This is a genomic window from Duganella hordei (assembly GCF_040369125.1).
Lineage (GTDB): Bacteria > Pseudomonadota > Gammaproteobacteria > Burkholderiales > Burkholderiaceae_D > Rugamonas > Rugamonas hordei.
The window spans coordinates 393,968-412,811 of the sequence record NZ_BPWI01000003.1; the positions used below are offsets into that span (position 1 = coordinate 393,968).

The following is an 18,844-nucleotide window of genomic DNA, read 5'->3' on the forward strand; positions in this document are numbered from 1 at the left end:
GCCGACATTTTAACGGACGCTGCCGCAAAAATTATTTTAGAATGACTTTCTACCTTAGCCAGAGCGCCCATCCCATGAGTACCTTGTTTGACACCGCCCCCGATTTCAGCCAGCCGATAGCAGTCTTGAAACATTGCCACGACAAGATACGCCAGCAGCTGGAAACGCTGCAGAAGCTGCTGGCGCATTTGCCCAAGCACGGCGCCGACGCCGAGGCGCAAAAGGCCGCGCAAGCGGTGCAGAAATATTTCAACAAGGCGGCCCACCTGCACCACGACGACGAGGAGCAAAACCTGGTGCCGATGCTGCAGGCCACCGCGCGCGGCGCCGACGCCGTGCTGCTGGCCGAACTGGTGCCCGGCATTTTGGCCGACCACCAGCAAATGGACCAAGACTGGCATATAATTAATTCACAACTTGATCAAATTGCAAATGGGCAAAGTACCGCCTTGTCGGCGCAGGATGTCCAGCGTTTCTGCGACGCCTACGCGGCCCATATGACCAAGGAAGAAACGCACGTCGCGCCGATGGCCAAGCGCCTGTTCAGCCCGGAGCAGATGGCCCAGCTGGGCAGCGCGATGCAGGTGCGGCGCGGCATCGCCCCGGCCCTGCCGCAAAGCCAGGTGCCGGAGCAGCAACAGGTGGCGGTGGCCAACACGGTGGCCGACGGCGTGGTGCTGGCGGACCTGCGCCTCGATTACGGCCGCGCCAGTTTGACGGAACACGATGTGCTGGACGATCCGATCGCCCAGTTCGGCAAGTGGTTTGAAGAAGCCCTGCGCGCCCAGGTCAATGAACCGAACGCGATGAGCGTGGCGACGGTGGATGCGGACGGCAAGCCCAGTTCGCGCATTGTGCTGATCAAGCAGTACGACCAGCGCGGCTTCACTTGGTACACCAATTACGAGAGCCAGAAAGGCCGGCAACTGCGCGCCAACCCGCACGCCGCGCTGTTATTCTTTTGGAGCGAGTTGGAACGCCAGGTGCGGATAGAAGGCAAGGTGGAGCACACCTCCGCCGAAGAGAGCGACAAGTATTTTTACAGCCGGCCGGTGAAAAGCCAGATCGCCGCGATCGCATCGCAGCAGAGCGCGCGGATCGCCAACCGGGAACAGATGGAAGCCAATTACGATGCCGCCGCCGCGGTCGGCGGCGAACATCCGGTGCGGCCGGAACACTGGGGCGGCTACCGCCTCGATCCGGTGCGCATCGAGTTCTGGCAGGGACGCCGTTCGCGTTTCCATGACCGGATCGTGTACGTCAAACAGGCAGATGGAAGCTGGGTGAAGGAACGCTTGCAGCCGTAGCACCGGCGCGCCGGGCGGGACACCAGGCCATCGCTTGCGATGGTCTTTTTGTTTCTGAACTCGGAGGTTATCTTGTTTGTACAGAACCGACTCAGCACCTGGATCTCGGGCATCCGCCAGCAAATCGCGCTGCCGCTGCGCATCGAACTGTGGAACGGCCAGCATGTCGATTTCTCCGACCAGCCGCCGCGCGTGACCATACGGCTGCCCAATGTGTCGGCGGCGCGCTACCTGCTGACGCCGTCGCTGTCCAACCTCGGCGCCGCCTATGTCGAAGGCGCGATCGAGGTCAAGGGCCGCGCGCACGACATGATCGCCATCGTCAACGCGCTGGCGCGCACCACGCTCAAGGCCGAGGGCAAGTTCGCCCGCATCGTGCGCGGCATGGCGCACAGCAAGCAGAAGGACGCGGAGGCGATCCGCTACCACTACGACGTGTCCAACGAGTTCTACGCGCAGTTCCTCGATCCCAACATGGTGTATTCCTGCGCCTATTTCGAGAACGGCGACGAGGACCTGGCCGTGGCCCAGGTCAAGAAGATCGACCATATCCTGCGCAAGATCGAGCTCAAGCCCAACCAGACGCTGCTCGACATCGGCTGCGGCTGGGGCGCGCTGGTGATACGCGCGGCGCAGCAGTACAAGGCGCGCTGCGTCGGCGTCACGCTGTCCGAAAACCAGTTCGCGCTGGCCAAGGAGCGGGTGCGGCGCGCCGGGCTGGAACACCTGGTCGAGATCCGCCTGCAGGACTACCGCGACGTGCGCGGCCAGTTCGACCGCATCACCAGCGTCGGCATGTTCGAGCACGTCGGCGTCAAGCACCTGCCCGAGTATTTCGCGGCCATCAACAGGCTGCTGGCGCCGGACGGCGTGGTGATGAACCACGGCATCACCACCACCGATCCGGACAACGGCGAGACGCCGTACGGCGGCGGCGAGTTCATTGAAAAATACGTGTTCCCGCACGGCGAACTGGCGCACGTCGGCAACGTGCTCAAGACCATGCAGCAAGGGGGGCTGGAAGTGTTCGACGTGGAGAACCTGCGCCGCCACTACGCCCGCACCTGCGCGATCTGGACCGACAATTTCGAGGCCGGGGCCGAGCGCGCGCGGGCGCTGGCGGGCGACAAGCGCTACCGGATCTGGCACGTCTACCTGGCCGGCTGCAGCTATGCCTTCGAGCAGGACTGGATCAGCCTGTACCAGATCGTCGGCCGCAAGGCGGCGCAGCGCAGCGGCACGCTGCCCTGGTCACGCAAGCATATGTATCCGTCGGCGGCGGACAATACGAGCAATGGCACCGGCGCCGGGAACTACGCGCTCGGCGGCGACGGCCTGCCGGCGTTCGCGCTGCTTCAGGACGATGGCGGTGCGGCCGTGGCGTCGACGCCGCCGGCGATCAAGGCCTTCAGCGCCTCGTAGACCTGCTCCAGCGCCGACTCCAGGCGCACGGCGGCCGATTGCCACGGCTGGCCGGCATGCAACGCCGCCGACAGCTGCTCGGCCAGCGCCACCGCGCGCGCGGCGCCGAAGTTGACCAGCACGCCCTTGAGGCTGTGCACGGCGCGCGTGCTGCGTTCGGTCTCGCCCGACGCCAGCGCCGCGCCCAGTTCCTGCCACAGCTGCGGGCCGTCCTGCAGGAACAGCGCGGCCAGTTCCAGCAGCAGTTCGGTATCGCCGTCCAGCCGCTGCAGCGCGCCGCGCCAGTCCAGCAACTGATGGCCGCTGTCGGGCTGGTAGCGCTGCAGCATTTCGCGCAGCTGCTGGCTGTCGACCGGCTTGGACAGGTAGTCGTCCATGCCCGCCTCCATGCAGCGCTCGCGGTCGCCGGCCATGGCGCGCGCGGTCATCGCGATGATCGGCACATGGCCGCCCTGCGCCAGTTCGCGCAGGCGGATCTGGCGCGTGGCCGCCAGGCCATCCAGGGCCGGCATCTGCACATCCATCAGGATCACGTCGAAGCCGCCGTGCACCGCGCTGTCGAGCACGGCCAGTCCGTTGTCGACCAGGGTGACGCGGTGGCCCAGCTTTTCCAGCAGCCGCATCGCCAGCCGCTGGTTGACCGGATTGTCTTCGGCCAGCAGCACGCGCAGGCCGCCAAGCGCGGGCGCGGCAGCGGACGCCGGCGAGTATGAAGGCAATGCGTCGCCCTCGGCGGTCAGCACGCTGGGCCCCATGTTCGCGCCCGGGGCCTGCACCGGCAGCGGCGGCAGCGGCGCCGCCTGCGTCACCCCGGTGTGCTGCAGCGGCACGGTAAAGCTGAACACGCTGCCTCGCCCCGGTTCGCTGCTGACGTCTATCCGTCCCTGCATCAGGATCACCAGCCGGCGGCAGATCGCCAATCCCAGGCCGGTGCCGCCGTACTGGCGCGTGGTGGAACCGTCGACCTGGGCAAACGCCTCGAAGATCATGTGCTGCTTTTCGGCCGGCACGCCGATGCCGGTGTCGCGCACGGCAAACGTGATGTCGCTGCGGCCATCGTGCTCGGGACCGGCGCCCAGCGCCACCGTCACGCCGCCGTGTTCGGTGAACTTGATGGCGTTGCCGACCAGGTTCAGCAGCACCTGGCGCAGCCGCCCCGGATCGCCCTTCATGATGCGCGGCAGTTCCGGCGCCAGCTCGCCGGCCAGCGCCAGCCCTTTCTGCCGGGCGCGCAAGCCCATCGCGCGCAGCGTGTCGCCCACCAGCTGGTGCAGGTCGAACGGCACTTCCTCGATCTCCAGCTTGCCCGCCTCGATCTTGGAAAAGTCGAGGATGTCGTCGACGATGTGCAGCAGGGCGTCGGCCGAGGCCTTGACCAGCCCCAGGTCGGCGCGCTGCTCGGCGTTGAGTCCGGACTCCAGCACCAGCTCGGTCATGCCGAGGATGCCGTTCATCGGCGTGCGGATTTCATGGCTCATATTGGCCAGGAATTCGCTCTTGGCGCGGCTGGCCGCCTCGGCCGATTCCACCGCGTGCTGCATGGCGGCGCGGGCGGCGCGCTGCTCGCTGATGTCGATGAAATAGCCCAGCATATAGGACAGCCCGCCGCTGTTGATCACCTTGCGGCTGACCAGCACGTCGATCGGCGGGTCGACGCTGGTCATGCGCCGTTCGCTGGTGACCAGCCGGCCGCTGCTCCACGCCTGCTCGTCCTCGCGCAAGGTGGCGGCGGCCCAGCGCGGCGAGGCGAAGTCGCCGATGGTGCGGCCGAGGATTTCCGCCCGCGAGCGCTGCGTGAATTCCTCGAAGCGGCTGTTGAAGCGCAGGAAGCGGCCGGCGCGGTCCTTGAGGAAGACGGGGATAGGCAGCTGGTCGAGGATCTGCTCGGTCAGCTCCTGCTGGTCGCGCGCGGCCCGGTCGGCCGCGGATTCGGACGGCGTGGTCAGGTCGGCGTGCAGGTCGCGCTGCAGGCCGGCCAGCTTGGCCGCGGTCTTGTCGCGCCAGGTGCCGACGTTGCCGCGCTGCTGGCGGTTTTCCTTGCGCAGCAGCGAGTTGGCCAGGCGCAGCTGGGTGGACTCGGTCTCCAGTTCGGCCAAGGTGATCAGCAGCCGTTCCAGCGCGGCCTCGTCGCCCAGGCCGAACGCCTGCCGTATCGGCCCGATCAGGCTGTCGCGGCGCAGCGCCGGCGCCGGCCAGCTAGGCGGTGGCGACTGTGGCATCGCCAGCCTGGTCGGGTTCGTCGCGGAAACGGGCGCGGATGTGCTGCACGTCGTCCCAGCGCGCCAGCAAGGCGTCGACGCAGCGCCGGTCGAAATGCGTGTTGCAGTTGTCCAACAAGTGACGGCGGGCGTCCTCCATGCTCCAGGCTTGCTTGTACGGCCGCACGCTGGTCAGCGCGTCGAACACGTCGGCCACGGCGACGATGCGGCCCACCAGCGGAATGGCCTCGCCGGCCAGGCCGCGCGGGTAGCCGTTGCCGTCCCAGCGCTCGTGGTGGGTCAGCGCGATCTCGGCCGCCAGCTGCAGCATGCGCGCCTGGCAATCCTTGAGGATGTTGTAGCCGATGCCGGCGTGCTGGCGCATCACCACCATTTCCTCGTCGTTCAGGCGGCCCGGCTTGAGCAGGATGTGGTCCGGCGTGCCGACCTTGCCGATGTCGTGCATGGGCGCGGCGTTGAGGATGTCGTCTTGTTGTTCGGCAGACAGGCCCAGCTGGCCGGCGATCAGCTTTGAATAGTGGGCCATGCGCTGGATGTGGGCGCCGGTCTCGGGATCGCGGTACTCGGAGGCGCGGCACAGCAGCATGATGGTTTCCTGCTCGCGCGCGCGCAGCTCGGCGGTGGCCTTGCTGACCTCGTCCGCCAGCCAGCTGGCGCGGTGCTGCAGGCTCAAGGTGGCGCTGCGCAACGCCAGCATGTTGCGGGTGCGGGCCAGGAACTCGACCTTGTCGATCGGCTTGATGAGGAAATCGCTGGCGCCGTTTTCCAGCGCGCGGTGGCGCACGTCGACGTCGACGCTGGCGGTCACCATCAGCACCGGCGGGCGCTGGTCGGGCGGCGCGGCCAGCGCGGCGATCAGCTCCAGCCCGTTCATGTCCGGCATCATGTAGTCGACGATCAGCAGATCGTAGGGGTTGGCGTTGCACCAGGCCAGCGCCTCGCGCGCCGACTGGAACGACATCGTGCTGACGTCCTGCAGTTTATCGACCAGCCGCGACATCAGCACCAGGTTGATATGGGTGTCGTCGACCAGTACCACCTTCATGCATGCCTCCGGGCTTAGTCGTTCTTATTATTTCAAGCAATTATTTCAAGCGATGCGTGTACGTCTTCTTGAACTTGGCCACCTTGGGCGCCACCACGAAGGCGCAATAGCCCTGCAGCGGATGCTGGCGGAAGTAGTCCTGGTGATAGTCCTCGGCCTTGTAGTAGGGCTGGGCCGGCGACAGTTCGGTGACGATGGGCGCGTCCCACACTCCCGCCATTTCGGCGATCACCTGGCGCGCCGTGGCTTCCTGCTGCGGCGACTGGTGGTAGATCACCGAGCGGTACTGGGTGCCGACGTCGTTGCCCTGGCGGTTCAGGGTGGTCGGGTCGTGGATGGTGAAGAAGATTTCCAGCAGGTCGCGATAGCTGACGACGGCCGGATCGAAGTCCAGTTTCACCACTTCGGCATGGCCGGTGTCGCCGGCGCAGACTTGCTCGTAGGTCGGGTTGGGCTGATGGCCGCCCGTGTAGCCGGACTCAACGTGGGTAACGCCCTTCACTTCCAGATACACCGCCTCGAGGCACCAGAAACAGCCTCCGCCCAGTATCGCGGTTTCGATTGTCATCACTCCCCCTGCGTAGAAGACTGCCCGGTTCTGTCCATGAGTGACTGTAACGCAAACCGGGGCAATACGCTATCGCGGGGCAAACTTTGGCATAATGTCAGAAATATACAGGCCAACCATGCACACACGTTCTCCCCGCGCCCAACAGCGCTCCTTCGATACCCCCCATTTCCGCCAGGCCCTGGGGCAGTTCGCCACCGGCGTCACCGTCATCACGACGCGGCTGGCGGACGGCACTTTCCGTGGCCTGACGGCGAGTTCCTTCAATTCGGTATCGCTGGATCCGCCGCTGGTGCTGTGGAGCCTGGCCACCTCGGCCAACAGCATGCCCATCTTCACCGGCAACTCGCATTACGTCATCAATGTGCTGTCGGCCGGCCAGGCGCACCTGGCCAAGCTGTTTTCCACGCGCGGCGTCAATCCGTGGGACAGCGTGGAATACGAACTGTCGCGCACCGGCCAGCCGATCCTGAAAGGCTCGTCGGCCTGGTTCGAATGCCACAACCGCAGCCGCTATCCCGAGGGCGACCACGTCATTTTCGTCGGCGAGGTCGAGCTGTGCGCGGTCACGCCGGCGCCGCCGCTGATTTTCCACGGCGGGCAATTCTGCAGTCTGGGCTAAAAACGGAAATTGGTGTCGCCATTTGAAAAGCCGGCCCCCGTGTGACGGCATAGAATGCTGGGCAGCATACACCACAATGAGAGACCACCATGAGCCAAGCCCGCGCCCAATTCCACTGGGATGATCCCCTGCTGCTGGACCAGCAACTGACCGACGACGAGCGCATGGTGCGCGACGCCGCTGCCGCCTATTGCCAGGACAAGCTGCAGCCGCGCATCCTCGAAGCGTTCCGCCACGAGCAAATGGACACCTCCATCTTCCGCGAAATGGGCGAACTGGGCCTGCTGGGCCCGACCATCCCGGAACAGTACGGCGGTCCCGGCCTGAACTACGTGTCCTACGGCCTGATCGCGCGTGAAGTCGAGCGCGTCGATTCCGGCTACCGCTCGATGATGAGCGTGCAGTCGTCGCTGGTGATGGTGCCCATCTACGAATTCGGCACCGAGGAACAGAAACAGAAATACCTGCCGAAACTGGCCACCGGCGAGTGGATCGGCTGCTTCGGCCTGACCGAGCCCAACCACGGCTCCGATCCCGGCTCGATGATCACCCGCGCCAAGAAGGTGGCGGGCGGCTACGCGCTGACCGGTTCCAAGATGTGGATCACCAATTCGCCGGTGGCCGACGTGTTCGTGGTCTGGGCCAAGGACGATGAAGGCGCGATCCGCGGCTTCGTGCTGGAAAAAGGCATGGCCGGCCTGAGCGCGCCCGCGATCCACGGCAAGTTCGGCCTGCGCGCCTCGGTGACCGGCGAGATCGTCATGGACAATGTGTTCTGCCCGGAAGAGAACGCCTTCCCGGACGTGCGCGGCCTGAAGGGTCCGTTCACCTGCTTGAACTCGGCGCGCTACGGCATCGCCTGGGGCGCGCTGGGCGCGGCGGAAGACTGCTGGCACACGGCGCGCCAGTACGTGCTGGACCGCTCGCAGTTCGGCCGTCCGCTGGCCGCCAACCAGCTGGTGCAGAAAAAGCTGGCCGACATGCAGACCGAAATCACGCTGGGCCTGCAAGGCTGCCTGCAGCTGGGCCGCATGAAGGACGCCGGCACGGCGGCGGTGGAAATCACCTCGATGATGAAGCGCAATTCCTGCGGCAAGTCGCTGGACGTCGCCCGCGTGGCGCGCGATATGCTGGGCGGCAACGGCATCTCGGACGAGTTCGGCATCATCCGCCACATGGTGAACCTGGAAGTGGTCAATACCTACGAAGGCACGCATGACATCCATGCGCTGATCCTGGGCCGGGCCCAGACCGGCATCCAGGCCTTCCAGTAAAGCTAAAAAAAAAACCGCTGCCGAGGCAGCGGTTTCTCATTGTGCGGCCGCTTTCTAGAAGCCCTTGAAGGCATAGCCGATGCTGACGTTGACCGCCAGCGGATCCAGGCGCACGTCCTGGGTCTGACCGGTCGAGTAATGCGCGGTGGTTTTCAGCTTGGTCTTGATGACCGAAGCGTCGATGAACCACTTCTCGTTGATCTTCACCGTGCCGCCGATCTGGTAGCTGGCCGCCCACTTGTCATCGAGCTTGAAGGTTGCGCCAGGGCCGCCGGTGTTCAGGATCGAGGTCAGCTGGCCCGAACCACGCTCCTTCTGGAACATGGCGTAGGTGATGCCCAGGCCCACGTACGGACGGAACATCGAGTTGGCCGGCAGGAAGCGGTACTGGATAAAGGCGGTCGGCGGCAGCACTTCGGCCGTGGCCAGCTTGCCCGTGCCCTGAATGGCGCCGGCGCCTTCCAGCTCGTGCTTGTACGGCAGACCCAGATCCAGTTCGGCCGAGATGTTGTCGGTCACCATGTAGGCAACCGCAAAGCGCGGCTTGGTATCCGAACCGACGTCGGTCTTGGTGCCTGGCAGCGCCGGCGCCGAAACGTCGCCCGAGTCGACTTTAGGGGTGATCTTGTTGACGCCCAGCGTGCCCAGCCAGGTGCCCTGGGTTTGTTGTGCGGATGCAGCCGAGGCTACCGTCATCGCGGCGGCCAGCGCCAGCAGTTTTACCGTGTTCTTCATATCGTCTCCAGATTTATTGTGTTGTGAGTCCGGCAGCCGGCGCCCTCAGGCGGCGGCTGCCTGCGACGACAGAATTACAGCCAGCCCTTGACCACCAGCTTCTCGGCCACATAACGGGCCAGCAGCAGGTTGGTGAACGGCGTCGGGTGGACGTCGTCGGCGAAGGACCAGTGGCTGATATCGCCGGACTTGACGTTGCTGGCGTTGCAGACCAGCGAGCTGGCCAGCGGGTTCTTGGCAGGGGTCAGGTCGCAGGCGGTTTCCGACACGTTGGTCAGGCCGTATGGGCCGGGGTTGGTGGCCTGGTCGTGGCTGGCGGCAAACACGTCCACGATCAGCACCTTGGTTTCCGACGACAGGCCGGTGGTCAGCGCGGTGTTGAAGGCGCTGACCATGGCGTTGATCAGGGCCTGGGTCGATGCCGACTGGCCGCGGCCCGACGGCGTGGTGGCCACGTCCGGCAGGTTGTTCACGGTGACGAAGTTGGCGCCGTTGGCGACGATCTGGGTTTTCACCAGGGTGGCCAGTTCGGTGCCGGCGGTCGTCATGGCGGCGACCAGGTCTGGACCGTGGGCGGTGGCATAGTCGGCACCGGCCTTGGCGCCGGCGGCGGTCGCGTCGGTGGTGGCCTTGGCCACCATCGGACCGTAGACGGCAGGCGATGCCACAGCCGAGTTGCCTGGCTGGATGGCGGCGGCGCCGATGGCGGCCTGGGTGATCGTGGTCTGGGTGCTGCCAGGACGCGCCGCTTCGGTGCCCGCGGCCAGGCCGATGGCCTGGGCGGCGGTCTGCGGGTTGGTGGCGCCGGCGGCCAGCTGGCCCACCAGGCTGGTCACATAGGCTTGACCGCCGGCGGCGGTACCGGCCGCGGTGGCGTCGGCGCTCAGCTTGGACAGGTTGAACAGCACGTCGTTACCGCCGGCCATGACCAGCACCAGCTCGTCGCCCTTGAATTTGCCGCCGACGGCTTTCAGGTGGTTGGCCACCTGGGTGACCACAGGAATGGTCAGCGCGCCCAGCGGGCTGCCGGTCAGCTTGTTGCCTGGGCCGACAGGGTTGGTCACACGGGCGCCGCCCTGTGCATAGCCGTAGCAGCCGGCGTGGGCTACTTGCGGCACCGAGAAGCCTTGGGCTGCATTGCCGTCGAGGCCGGTAATCGCGGGGCATGGCGCGGCCACGCCGATTTGCGCGGCCATCAGTTCGGTCCAGTTCTTGCCCGTCAGCGTGGACACGGTGGCGGAGCTGTCGCCGTTGATCGTGAATTTGCCACCCTTCAGCGCAGCCACGGTGCCGACAGCGTAGGAGCCGACGTCGGACAGGCTATCGCCAAACGATACCTGGGCGCTGAACTTGTTCTTGAGGGTTTGGTTGCCAGGTGCTGGATCTGTACCGCCGCAGCCTGCAAGGACGGCCAAGGCCATTGCAGCGAGTGCAAATTTGGTGTGACGCATATTGTCTCCTAGGAATTTTATTTTGTGATGTGATACGAACGGCCGTGCTATTCGCAACACAACTAATATGCCAGCCTTGAGCAACGTTGTATAGAGGAGCACGCAATTGAGCGTCCTTTTTGTGGCTAAAAAGAACGTTTGCTCGGTGTAAATTTCGGCATGAAAGCGAGTCCGGCGGTATTTTCACCGCGATGGTGCGGAATCAAAGAAGTTTCTTGCCTCACGCATACAGAATGGCGCCACCAGGCCGGCATGGTAGCTGTCGGCGACGGCCTTGTTGGCATCGCTCCCGCTGCCGCCGCCGCTGATGACCGAAAGCCGCAGCAATGCCTTGGCGGCGGCGAACTCCGCGCGCGCGTTGCGGTAGTCGGTGAGCAGCGCGGAGTCGTCCAGGTCCAGCACCGTCAATTGCAGCGACGACATGGCCTGGGCGCGGAAATAAGCGCCGGCGGCATCGGTATTGGCGAACGGCACCACCGGGTCCTGGCTGCCGCCGCACAGGAATAGCGGCACGCTCGGCGTGTAGGTGCGCAGGTCGTTCTTCAGCAGCCACTTGCGCAGCGGCTGCGCCGGCGCGCAGGCCAGCGGCGTGCTCGAGCTGGTATTGCACGGATTGGCCTTCAGATCGGCCAGGTAGCTGTTGCGGTAACTGGTCTTGAGCAAATGGTCGGCGCCGAAATAGGAAGCGTAGCCGGCCGCCTGCGGCAGCGAATCGGCCGCGAACAGCACGTCGTTCGGCAGCTTGCCGGCGGCGACCAGGTCGCCCAGACCCAGGGTGCCGGGCAGCAGCGTGTCGATGCCGGTGGCGTATTTGTTTTCGTAGACGTCGTTCAGGCTGGTGTACAGGCCGGCGCCGGCGCGCTGCCCGGCGTTGATCAGCATCGGCAGGAAAGCGCTGGAACCGACCGTCGGCGCGCCGTTGAAGATGGCGTCGCCGAACTGCAGCAAGGCGTACGGGCCGGACATCGGCGCCGCCGCCGTGACCTTGAATTCGCCCGAGTATTTGGTCTGCATCGCGCGCTGCGTGGCCAGCGCCACAAAGCCGCCCTGAGAGTAACCGCTCACCATCAGCCGGCTGGAGGCGGTCGCGTTGATGGCGCCGAACACGCTGCGCGCGGCGCGCAAGGCGTCGATCATGTCGTTGGCCTGCTGCTCGGCGTCGAGATAGGCGTGGTAGGCCATGGCCGAGCCGGCGTAACCGCCGTAGTTCGGCGCCACCACGATGTAGCCCTGCGCCGCGAACATCGCCGCCATCAGGCGCGCCTCGGTGCCGGCCAGGTTGGCCATGTCGGTGGCTTTCGAGGCCGAGGTGCCGTGCGCGTACAGCATCACCGGACGGCCGCCCTGGCACGCCGGATCAGTGCCGGACGGCACCATGATGGCGGTGCTGGCGTCGGTGTCGGCGGCCATGCCGTCGAGCGTGTGGTATCTGACGGTGTAGGTGGTGACGGCGCAGGTCGGCGTGCCGGTGACGGCGCTGCCGTAGCTGACCGAGGCCTGCACCAGGTTTCTCATCGTGACGGGATCGACGGTATTCAGCGTGGCGCCGGCGCTCACAGCGGCCGGCACCAGGGTGGCGCCGCCGATGACGACGCCGCGCAACTGCGTAACGGGAGGCTGGGTGACGACGGTGCCGCCGGTATGGTCGGCGGACGAACCGCCACCGCCGCCGCACGAAGCCAACAGGACTGCCGGGAAAATCAGGGAAAGACGGGGGCCGCGCATCATCGCATCCTTGCTAGTGAATTCAAGGTCGCCGAGCGATTTTTTCGGCCGGCAACCGTTTCATCGTAGCAGGAAAGCAAACCGCAAGCACCATGATGTTGCGGTGCCCACACAGCTCATTTGTTCAACAATGACGCGATGACACCGGCCGAGCCGAACACGGATCGGCGCAGCCGGTCGTTGACACCCAGCCATTCCGGGCCTTGCGGCGGGGTTTCGACGAGAATCACGTCGGAGCCGGTCTGGTCCATATCGCGCAAGGCGGCATACAAACCGTAGGCATAGCCGGCCGGGTCGGCGGGCAACATTTGCTGCGACTGCACCAATGCCGGCAAGGCATAGCTGATGACGGCAACAGAGAGACTTTTCGATTGCAACTGATTCACGGTGTCGGACAGTTTGGCGTGCTCAAGCATGGTGACCGGCGTGCGCGGCGCGTAGTGCGATTCCAGCGTGCCGGAGGCGCGCGGCGCGGCCTGGTCGGGCGCGGCCGGCATGGCGCCGATGACGCCGGCGATCTGCTGCGCGCTGATGTGGCCGGGACGCAGCAGCACCGGGCCGTGCGTGGCCAGGCGCGACAGGTCGACGATGGTCGACTCGATGCCGACCTGGCTGGGTCCGCCTTCGAGCACGGTGGTCAGCAAGGCGGCGCTGCAGGCGTCGTCCCCGGATTCGGTCGGGCCCTCGTCATGGTCGTCGAGGCCGAACTCGTCGCGCACGTGCTGCGCGGTGGTCGGGCTGACGTTGCCGAACTTGTTGGCCGACGGCGCGGCCACGCCGCCCTTGCCGCCCTTGAAGGCGCTCAGCAAGGCGATCGCGACCGGATGCGACGGGCAGCGGATGCCGACCGTATCCTGGCCGCCGGAGACGGCGTCGGGGATGTGGCTGGCGCGTTTCAAAATCAAGGTCAGCGGACCGGGCCAGAAGGCTTGCACCAGCTGGCGCGCTTCCCGCGGGATATCGGTGACCCAGTAGTCGAGGTCGGCACCGGGCGCGACGTGGACGATCACCGGATGGTCGTTGGGACGGCCCTTGGCTTCGTAGATGCGGGCGACGGCCGCCGGGTTCTCGGCATCCGCCCCGAGGCCGTAGACGGTCTCGGTCGGAAAGGCGACCAGGCCGCCCGCTTCCAGCACTTCCGCCGCCGTGGCGATGGCGGCCTGGTCTGCTACTGCTTTCACGGTGCGATGCCCAGGATGACGCAGGCGGCGTTCAGCTGCTGCTGCGCTTGCGCCAGGGTCGGCGCGATGAAGGTCAGGTGACCCATCTTGCGCGCGCGGCGCGGATCGTCCTTGCCGTACAGGTGCAGGCAGGCGCCGGGCAGCGCCAGCACCTGGTCCCACGCCGGTTCGCGCGTGGTATCCGTATCATCGGTGAACCAGACGTCGCCGAGGATGTTGAGCATCACGGCCGGCGAATGCTGACGCACGTCGCCCAGCGGCAGGCGCGCCATCGCGCGGACCTGCTGCGCGAACTGGCTGGTGACGCAGGCGTCCATCGTGTAGTGGCCGCTGTTGTGCGGACGCGGCGCCATTTCATTGACCACCAGGCTGCCGTCGGTGAGCACGAAGAACTCGATGCACAGCACGCCGACATACCCGAGCTCGGCAACGATGGCTTGCGCCGCCCGTTGCGCCACCTTGGCGCTGGCGTCGGAAACATTCGGGCCCGGCACGGTGGTGGTGAACAGGATGCCGTCGCGGTGCACGTTCTCGGCGATCGGATAGACCACCGACTCGCCGTCCGCGCCGCGCGCCGTCAGCACCGACACTTCATAGGCCAGCGGCAGCATCTTTTCCAGCAGACAAGTGACCTTGTCCATGGACTCGAACGCGGCGCGCACGTCTTCGCGCGACTTCACGCGGACCTGGCCCTTGCCGTCGTAACCCATGCGCACGGTCTTCAGGATGCCGGGCAGCAGGTCGTCGGCGATGGCGTCGATATCCTCCTGCGAGGCGATCACCTTGTGCGGCGCCGGCAGCACGCCGGACTTGGCCGCGCAATCGACGAAGAAACGTTTTTCCGCGATGCGGTCCTGCGCCACCGACACGCCGTGCGCGTTCGGCGCGACAAATACTTTTTCGGCCAGGCGCGACAGGCTGTCGGCCGGCACGTTCTCGAATTCGGTGGTGACGGCCAGGCATTGCGCGGCCAGCGCGTCGAGGCCGGCGGCATCGCTGTAGCCGGCGTTGACGAGGCGCTGCGCGACCTGCCCTGCCGGACACTCGTCGGCAGGCTCCAGCACGGCGACCTGGTAGCCCATGCTTTGTGCGGCCTGGGCAAACATGCGGCCGAGCTGGCCGCCGCCCATCACGCCCAGCCACGCTGGCGGATTGGCGTTGGGCAGCAGTGGTGTGAACTTCGGATTACTCATTTATTCAAGCGGTAAAGTCATGGCCTTGGCGGCTGCGGTTTGCGTGGCGCGGAATGCTTCCAGCTGGTCGGCCAGCGCGTCGTCGTTGGCGGCGATCATCGCCACCGCCGTCAGCGCGGCATTGGCGGCGCCCGCTTCGCCGATGGCGAAGGTCGACACCGGCACGCCCTTCGGCATTTGCACGATGGACAGCAGCGAATCCTCGCCGCGCAGGTATTTCGACGGCACAGGCACGCCCAGCACCGGCACGATGGTCATCGCGGCCACCATGCCCGGCAGGTGGGCGGCGCCGCCGGCGCCGGCGATGATGGCGCGCAGGCCGCGGGCGCGCGCGCTCTTGGCGTAGGCATACATCTCGTCCGGCATGCGGTGGGCCGAAATCACTTGCGCTTCAAACGGCACGCCGAACTGCTTGAGGATGGCGACCGCGTTCTGCATCACGTCCCAGTCCGACGACGAGCCCATGATGACGCCGACCAATGGCTTGTTCTGATCCATGTCAGGCCTTCAGTTTCTGGCCGGTCAGGCGCTCGATGGCCTCGAAATACTTGGCCTGGGTCTTGTCGATGACGTCGGCAGGCAGCGCCGGCGCCGGCGCGGTTTTGCCCCAGGTCAGCGTTTCCAGGTAGTCGCGCACGAACTGCTTGTCGAACGACGGCGGCGACATGCCCGGCTTGTACGAATCGGCCGGCCAGAAGCGCGAGGAATCGGCGGTCAGCACTTCATCCATCAGGTGCATGACGCCGTTTTCGTCCAGGCCGAATTCGAACTTGGTGTCGGCGATGATGATGCCGCGCGTGGCCGCGTAGTCGGCGGCGGCCTTGTACAGCTGGATGCTGACGTCGCGCATCTTGGCGGCCAGTTCGGCGCCGATGCGGCTTTCCATTTCGGCAAAGCTGATGTTTTCATCATGCTCGCCCAGGTCGGCCTTGGCGGCCGGCGTGAACAGCGGCTCGGGCAGCTTCTCGGCCTGTTGCAGACCCGCCGGCAGCTTGATGCCGCAGATGCTGCCGGTGTCCTGGTAATCCTTCCAGCCCGAACCGATGATGTAGCCGCGCACCACCGCCTCGACCATGATCGGTTTCAGGCGCTTGGCGACCACGGCACGGCCCTGGACCTGCTCCACTTCCTCCGGCGCCACCACGGATTCCGGCGCCACGCCGGTCAGGTGGTTCGGCACGATGTGGCCGAGCTTCTCGAACCAGAAGTCGCTCATCTGGTTCAGCACCATGCCCTTGCCGGGAATCGGTTCATTCATGACCACGTCGAAGGCCGACAGGCGGTCGGTGGTGACGATCAGGATCTTGTCGTCGCCGACAGCGTAGTTGTCGCGGACTTTGCCGTGGCCGAGCAATGGCAGGGAGTGGATAGAGGTCTGGTAAAGGCTGTTCATAGCGGGGAATGTAATGAAAAAGCGAAAACCGGCGGTGGAGGGAGCCTCGATCGCCGGTCGAAAGAGTCGGGTTGGTCCAAAAGGACTAACCCGTTCCAAACAGAATTTTACTTCACAATCTGGGCCAGCTCGCCGGCCTTGTAGCGTTCGGCCATTTTTTCCAGCGGAATGACCTTGATTTTCGACGCCTGGCCTTCGCAGCCGAAGGACTGGAAGCGCGCACGCACGACCAGCTCGGCGGCGGCGCGGGCCGGCTTGAGGAAGTCGCGCGGGTCGAACTTCGACGGGTTCTCGAACATGAACTTGCGCACGGCGGCGGTCATCGCCAGGCGGATGTCGGTGTCGATGTTGATCTTGCGAACGCCGTGGCGGATGCCTTCCTGGATTTCCTCGACCGGCACGCCGTAGGTTTCCTTCATGTCGCCGCCGAATTCGCGGATGATGGCCAGCAGTTCCTGCGGCACCGACGACGAGCCGTGCATCACCAGGTGGGTGTTGGGGATGCGGGCGTGGATTTCCTTGATGCGGTCGATGGCCAGGATGTCGCCGGTCGGCTTGCGGGTGAACTTGTAGGCGCCGTGCGAGGTGCCGATGGCGATCGCCAGCGCGTCGCACTGGGTGCGCTGCACGAAGTCGGCGGCCTGGGCCACGTCGGTCAGCAGCATTTCGCGGGTCATGGTGCCTTCGGCGCCGTGGCCGTCTTCCTTGTCGCCCTTCATGGTTTCCAGCGAACCGAGCACGCCCAGTTCCGCTTCCACGGTGACGCCGATGGCGTGCGAGAACTTGACCACTTCCTTCGACACTTCAACGTTGTACTCGTACGATGCGACCGACTTGCCGTCCGCTTCCAGCGAACCGTCCATCATCACCGAGGTGAAGCCGGAGCGGATCGCGGCCTGGCACACGGCCGGCGACTGGCCGTGGTCCTGGTGCATGACGACCGGGATGTGCGGGTAGGCTTCGACGGCGGCGTCGATCAGGTGGCGCAGGAAAGCTTCGCCGGCATATTTGCGGGCGCCGGCCGAGGCCTGCATGATGACCGGGCTGTTCAGGGCGTCGGCGGCGGCCATGATGGCCTGCACCTGCTCCAGATTGTTGACGTTGAACGCAGGGATGCCATAGCCGTTTTCAGCGGCGTGGTCCAGCAGTTGACGCATGGATACGAGGGACATGGTAATACTCCAAACAATAAAAAAACCTGGTTGCCGGAGCAATGCCGCTCCCGTTCCACGGGGGCGGCGCTACCGGACTTACTGGGTAAACTCTCCAACCTTGACGATCTTCAGCGCATTGGTGCCGCCGACCTGGCCCATCGGCTCGCCCCAGGTCACGACGATCATGTCGCCCTTCTTGACGATGCCGTACTCCACCAGCAGATCCTCGGCCTGCTTCAGCACCTGCGCGCTGCTGCCCTTCTGCTGCAGATTGTAGGCCTTCACGTTGCGGTACAGCGCCACCTTGCGCAACGTCGTGGTGCTTGGCGTCAGCGCGTAAATCGGCGTATCGATGTTGTGGCGGCTCATCCACAGCGCGGTCGAACCGGACTCGGTCAACGCCACGATCGCCTTGACCGCCAGGTGGTGCGCGGTGAACAGGGCGCCGTACGCGATCGACTGGTCGATACGGGTAAAGGTCGCATTGAGGAAGTCGGCGTCGAGCTTGTTGTACTCGGACTGCTCGGCTTCCACGCAAATGGCGGCCATCATTTCCACGGTCTCGATCGGGTAGCGGCCCGAGGCGGTTTCCGCCGAGGTCATCACCGCGTCGGTGCCGTCCAGCACCGCGTTGGCCACGTCCGATACTTCGGCGCGGGTCGGCACGGCGTTGAAGATCATCGATTCCATCATCTGGGTCGCGGTGATCGCCAGCTTGTTCGACTCGCGCGCCATCTTGATCATGCGCTTCTGCAGCGCCGGCACCGCCGCGTTGCCCACTTCCACCGCCAGGTCGCCACGCGCCACCATGATGCCGTCGGACGCGTCGAGGATCTCCTGCAGCACAGGGATCGCTTCGGCACGCTCGATCTTGGCGATCATCATCGGCTTGTGGCCGAACGGCTCGCCGGCGATGTTGGCCAGCTGGCGCGCCATTTCCATATCGGTTGCGCTTTTCGGGAACGAGATCGCCAGGTAATCGCACTGGAAACTCATGGCCGTCTTGATGTCTTCCATGTCCTTGGCGGTCAGCGCCGGCGCGGTCAGGCCGCCGCCCTGGCGATTGATGCCCTTGTTGTTGGACAGCTCGCCGCCGATTTTCACGGTGGTGTAAATCTCGTGGCCGACCACCTTGTCGACCACCAGCACGATCAGGCCGTCGTTCAGCAGCAGCTTGTCGTCCGGGCGCAGATCCTGCGGCAGCGCCTTGTAGTCCAGGCCGACGCGCTCCTGGTTGCCCAGTTCGCCGTTTTCGCCCCATTTGGCGTCCAGGATGAACTTGTCGCCGTTCGCAAGGTCAATCTTACCATTTTCAAACTTGCCAACGCGGATTTTAGGACCCTGCATGTCCGCCATGATCGCCACTTCGCGGCCGCATTCGGCCGCCGCTTCGCGCACCAGGCGCGCTCGGTCGATATGGTCCTGCGCCTTGCCGTGCGAGAAATTCAGGCGTACGACATCGACGCCTGCACGTATCATTTTGACCAGTACATTAAAGTCAGTGGAGGCTGGGCCGATCGTTGCGACAATTTTGGTACCACGGGACATGGAGTAT

The 18,844-nt window shown here is 65.3% G+C and carries 16 protein-coding genes; 4 read left to right on the forward strand and 12 right to left on the reverse strand.

The window, feature by feature from the left end:
- The first annotated feature begins 74 nt into the window (after nt 1-74).
- Both pdxH and ABWW33_RS09885 read left to right on the forward strand, forming a co-directional pair.
- Nucleotides 75-1,307: a pyridoxamine 5'-phosphate oxidase gene (pdxH, locus tag ABWW33_RS09880; RefSeq protein WP_353401179.1), complete on the forward strand. Its 1,233-nt coding sequence runs from the start codon at nt 75-77 to the stop codon at nt 1,305-1,307.
- Between the two features lie 72 nt (nt 1,308-1,379).
- Nucleotides 1,380-2,729: a class I SAM-dependent methyltransferase gene (locus tag ABWW33_RS09885; protein ID WP_353401181.1), complete on the forward strand. Its 1,350-nt coding sequence runs from the start codon at nt 1,380-1,382 to the stop codon at nt 2,727-2,729.
- Here ABWW33_RS09885 and ABWW33_RS09890 read toward each other — a convergent pair.
- The 3 genes from ABWW33_RS09890 to msrA are packed head-to-tail and all read right to left on the reverse strand — an operon-like array spanning nt 2,663 to nt 6,561.
- Nucleotides 2,663-4,948 carry a PAS domain-containing hybrid sensor histidine kinase/response regulator gene (locus tag ABWW33_RS09890; protein ID WP_353401183.1) on the reverse strand — a complete coding sequence of 762 codons (2,286 nt, stop codon included), beginning with the start codon at nt 4,946-4,948 and terminating at the stop codon, nt 2,663-2,665. The genes ABWW33_RS09885 and ABWW33_RS09890 overlap by 67 nt on opposite strands.
- The gene (locus ABWW33_RS09895; RefSeq protein ID WP_176652309.1) at nt 4,926-5,993 is read right to left on the reverse strand and encodes an HD domain-containing phosphohydrolase; all 1,068 of its coding nucleotides are present in this window, start codon (nt 5,991-5,993) and stop codon (nt 4,926-4,928) included. The genes ABWW33_RS09890 and ABWW33_RS09895 overlap by 23 nt, the downstream gene beginning before the upstream one ends.
- 40 nt (nt 5,994-6,033) lie before the next feature.
- Nucleotides 6,034-6,561 carry a peptide-methionine (S)-S-oxide reductase MsrA gene (msrA, locus tag ABWW33_RS09900; protein WP_176652308.1) on the reverse strand — a complete coding sequence of 176 codons (528 nt, stop codon included), beginning with the start codon at nt 6,559-6,561 and terminating at the stop codon, nt 6,034-6,036.
- A gap of 118 nt (nt 6,562-6,679) precedes the next feature.
- Here msrA and ABWW33_RS09905 point away from each other — a divergent pair, with 118 nt between their 5' ends.
- Together ABWW33_RS09905 and ABWW33_RS09910 are read left to right on the forward strand one after the other, a co-directional pair.
- The gene (locus ABWW33_RS09905) at nt 6,680-7,183 is read left to right on the forward strand and encodes a flavin reductase family protein (protein WP_176652307.1); all 504 of its coding nucleotides are present in this window, start codon (nt 6,680-6,682) and stop codon (nt 7,181-7,183) included.
- An 89-nt stretch (nt 7,184-7,272) separates the two neighbouring features.
- Complete coding sequence (locus ABWW33_RS09910; protein ID WP_353401185.1) at nt 7,273-8,457, forward strand: acyl-CoA dehydrogenase; 1,185 nt, start codon at nt 7,273-7,275, stop codon at nt 8,455-8,457.
- A 54-nt stretch (nt 8,458-8,511) separates the two neighbouring features.
- On the opposite strand, the gene ABWW33_RS09915 is transcribed toward ABWW33_RS09910, so the two are convergent.
- The 9 genes from ABWW33_RS09915 to pyk all read right to left on the reverse strand — a co-directional run bounded on the left by ABWW33_RS09915 (nt 8,512) and on the right by pyk (nt 18,837).
- Nucleotides 8,512-9,192, reverse strand: coding sequence for an OmpW/AlkL family protein (locus ABWW33_RS09915; RefSeq protein WP_176652305.1), 681 nt, complete (start codon nt 9,190-9,192; stop codon nt 8,512-8,514).
- Nucleotides 9,193-9,266: 74 nt separating this feature from the next.
- Nucleotides 9,267-10,643, reverse strand: coding sequence for an SGNH/GDSL hydrolase family protein (locus ABWW33_RS09920; RefSeq protein ID WP_353401188.1), 1,377 nt, complete (start codon nt 10,641-10,643; stop codon nt 9,267-9,269).
- A gap of 183 nt (nt 10,644-10,826) precedes the next feature.
- A complete protein-coding gene (locus ABWW33_RS09925) occupies nt 10,827-12,371 on the reverse strand; it encodes an alpha/beta hydrolase family protein (protein WP_353401189.1) in 1,545 nt (514 codons plus the stop codon).
- A 113-nt stretch (nt 12,372-12,484) separates the two neighbouring features.
- A complete protein-coding gene (locus tag ABWW33_RS09930; protein WP_353401191.1) occupies nt 12,485-13,549 on the reverse strand; it encodes an L-threonylcarbamoyladenylate synthase in 1,065 nt (354 codons plus the stop codon).
- A complete protein-coding gene (locus tag ABWW33_RS09935) occupies nt 13,546-14,742 on the reverse strand; it encodes a 5-(carboxyamino)imidazole ribonucleotide synthase (RefSeq protein ID WP_353401193.1) in 1,197 nt (398 codons plus the stop codon). Before ABWW33_RS09935 ends, ABWW33_RS09930 begins: the two co-directional genes overlap by 4 nt.
- Nucleotides 14,743-15,240: a 5-(carboxyamino)imidazole ribonucleotide mutase gene (gene purE, locus ABWW33_RS09940; RefSeq protein WP_176652300.1), complete on the reverse strand. Its 498-nt coding sequence runs from the start codon at nt 15,238-15,240 to the stop codon at nt 14,743-14,745.
- Nucleotide 15,241: 1 nt separating this feature from the next.
- The gene (locus ABWW33_RS09945; protein ID WP_176652299.1) at nt 15,242-16,135 is read right to left on the reverse strand and encodes a phosphoribosylaminoimidazolesuccinocarboxamide synthase; all 894 of its coding nucleotides are present in this window, start codon (nt 16,133-16,135) and stop codon (nt 15,242-15,244) included.
- Between the two features lie 107 nt (nt 16,136-16,242).
- A complete protein-coding gene (gene fba, locus ABWW33_RS09950) occupies nt 16,243-17,307 on the reverse strand; it encodes a class II fructose-bisphosphate aldolase (RefSeq protein ID WP_176652298.1) in 1,065 nt (354 codons plus the stop codon).
- 78 nt (nt 17,308-17,385) lie between these two features.
- Nucleotides 17,386-18,837, reverse strand: a complete 1,452-nt coding sequence (gene pyk, locus ABWW33_RS09955; RefSeq protein WP_176652297.1) for a pyruvate kinase — start codon at nt 18,835-18,837, stop codon at nt 17,386-17,388.
- Between the last annotated feature and the right edge of the window lie 7 nt (nt 18,838-18,844).

Coding starts and splice junctions, on each gene's coding strand:
- ABWW33_RS09935 (WP_353401193.1), bottom strand. CDS start 14,742: ATGAGTAATCCGAAGTTCACACCACTGCTGCCCAACGCCAATCCGCCA.
- pyk (WP_176652297.1), bottom strand. CDS start 18,837: ATGTCCCGTGGTACCAAAATTGTCGCAACGATCGGCCCAGCCTCCACT.
- fba (WP_176652298.1), bottom strand. CDS start 17,307: ATGTCCCTCGTATCCATGCGTCAACTGCTGGACCACGCCGCTGAAAAC.
- ABWW33_RS09905 (WP_176652307.1), top strand. CDS start 6,680: ATGCACACACGTTCTCCCCGCGCCCAACAGCGCTCCTTCGATACCCCC.
- ABWW33_RS09925 (WP_353401189.1), bottom strand. CDS start 12,371: ATGATGCGCGGCCCCCGTCTTTCCCTGATTTTCCCGGCAGTCCTGTTG.
- ABWW33_RS09895 (WP_176652309.1), bottom strand. CDS start 5,993: ATGAAGGTGGTACTGGTCGACGACACCCATATCAACCTGGTGCTGATG.
- ABWW33_RS09915 (WP_176652305.1), bottom strand. CDS start 9,192: ATGAAGAACACGGTAAAACTGCTGGCGCTGGCCGCCGCGATGACGGTA.
- pdxH (WP_353401179.1), top strand. CDS start 75: ATGAGTACCTTGTTTGACACCGCCCCCGATTTCAGCCAGCCGATAGCA.
- ABWW33_RS09945 (WP_176652299.1), bottom strand. CDS start 16,135: ATGAACAGCCTTTACCAGACCTCTATCCACTCCCTGCCATTGCTCGGC.
- ABWW33_RS09920 (WP_353401188.1), bottom strand. CDS start 10,643: ATGCGTCACACCAAATTTGCACTCGCTGCAATGGCCTTGGCCGTCCTT.
- purE (WP_176652300.1), bottom strand. CDS start 15,240: ATGGATCAGAACAAGCCATTGGTCGGCGTCATCATGGGCTCGTCGTCG.
- msrA (WP_176652308.1), bottom strand. CDS start 6,561: ATGACAATCGAAACCGCGATACTGGGCGGAGGCTGTTTCTGGTGCCTC.
- ABWW33_RS09890 (WP_353401183.1), bottom strand. CDS start 4,948: ATGCCACAGTCGCCACCGCCTAGCTGGCCGGCGCCGGCGCTGCGCCGC.
- ABWW33_RS09910 (WP_353401185.1), top strand. CDS start 7,273: ATGAGCCAAGCCCGCGCCCAATTCCACTGGGATGATCCCCTGCTGCTG.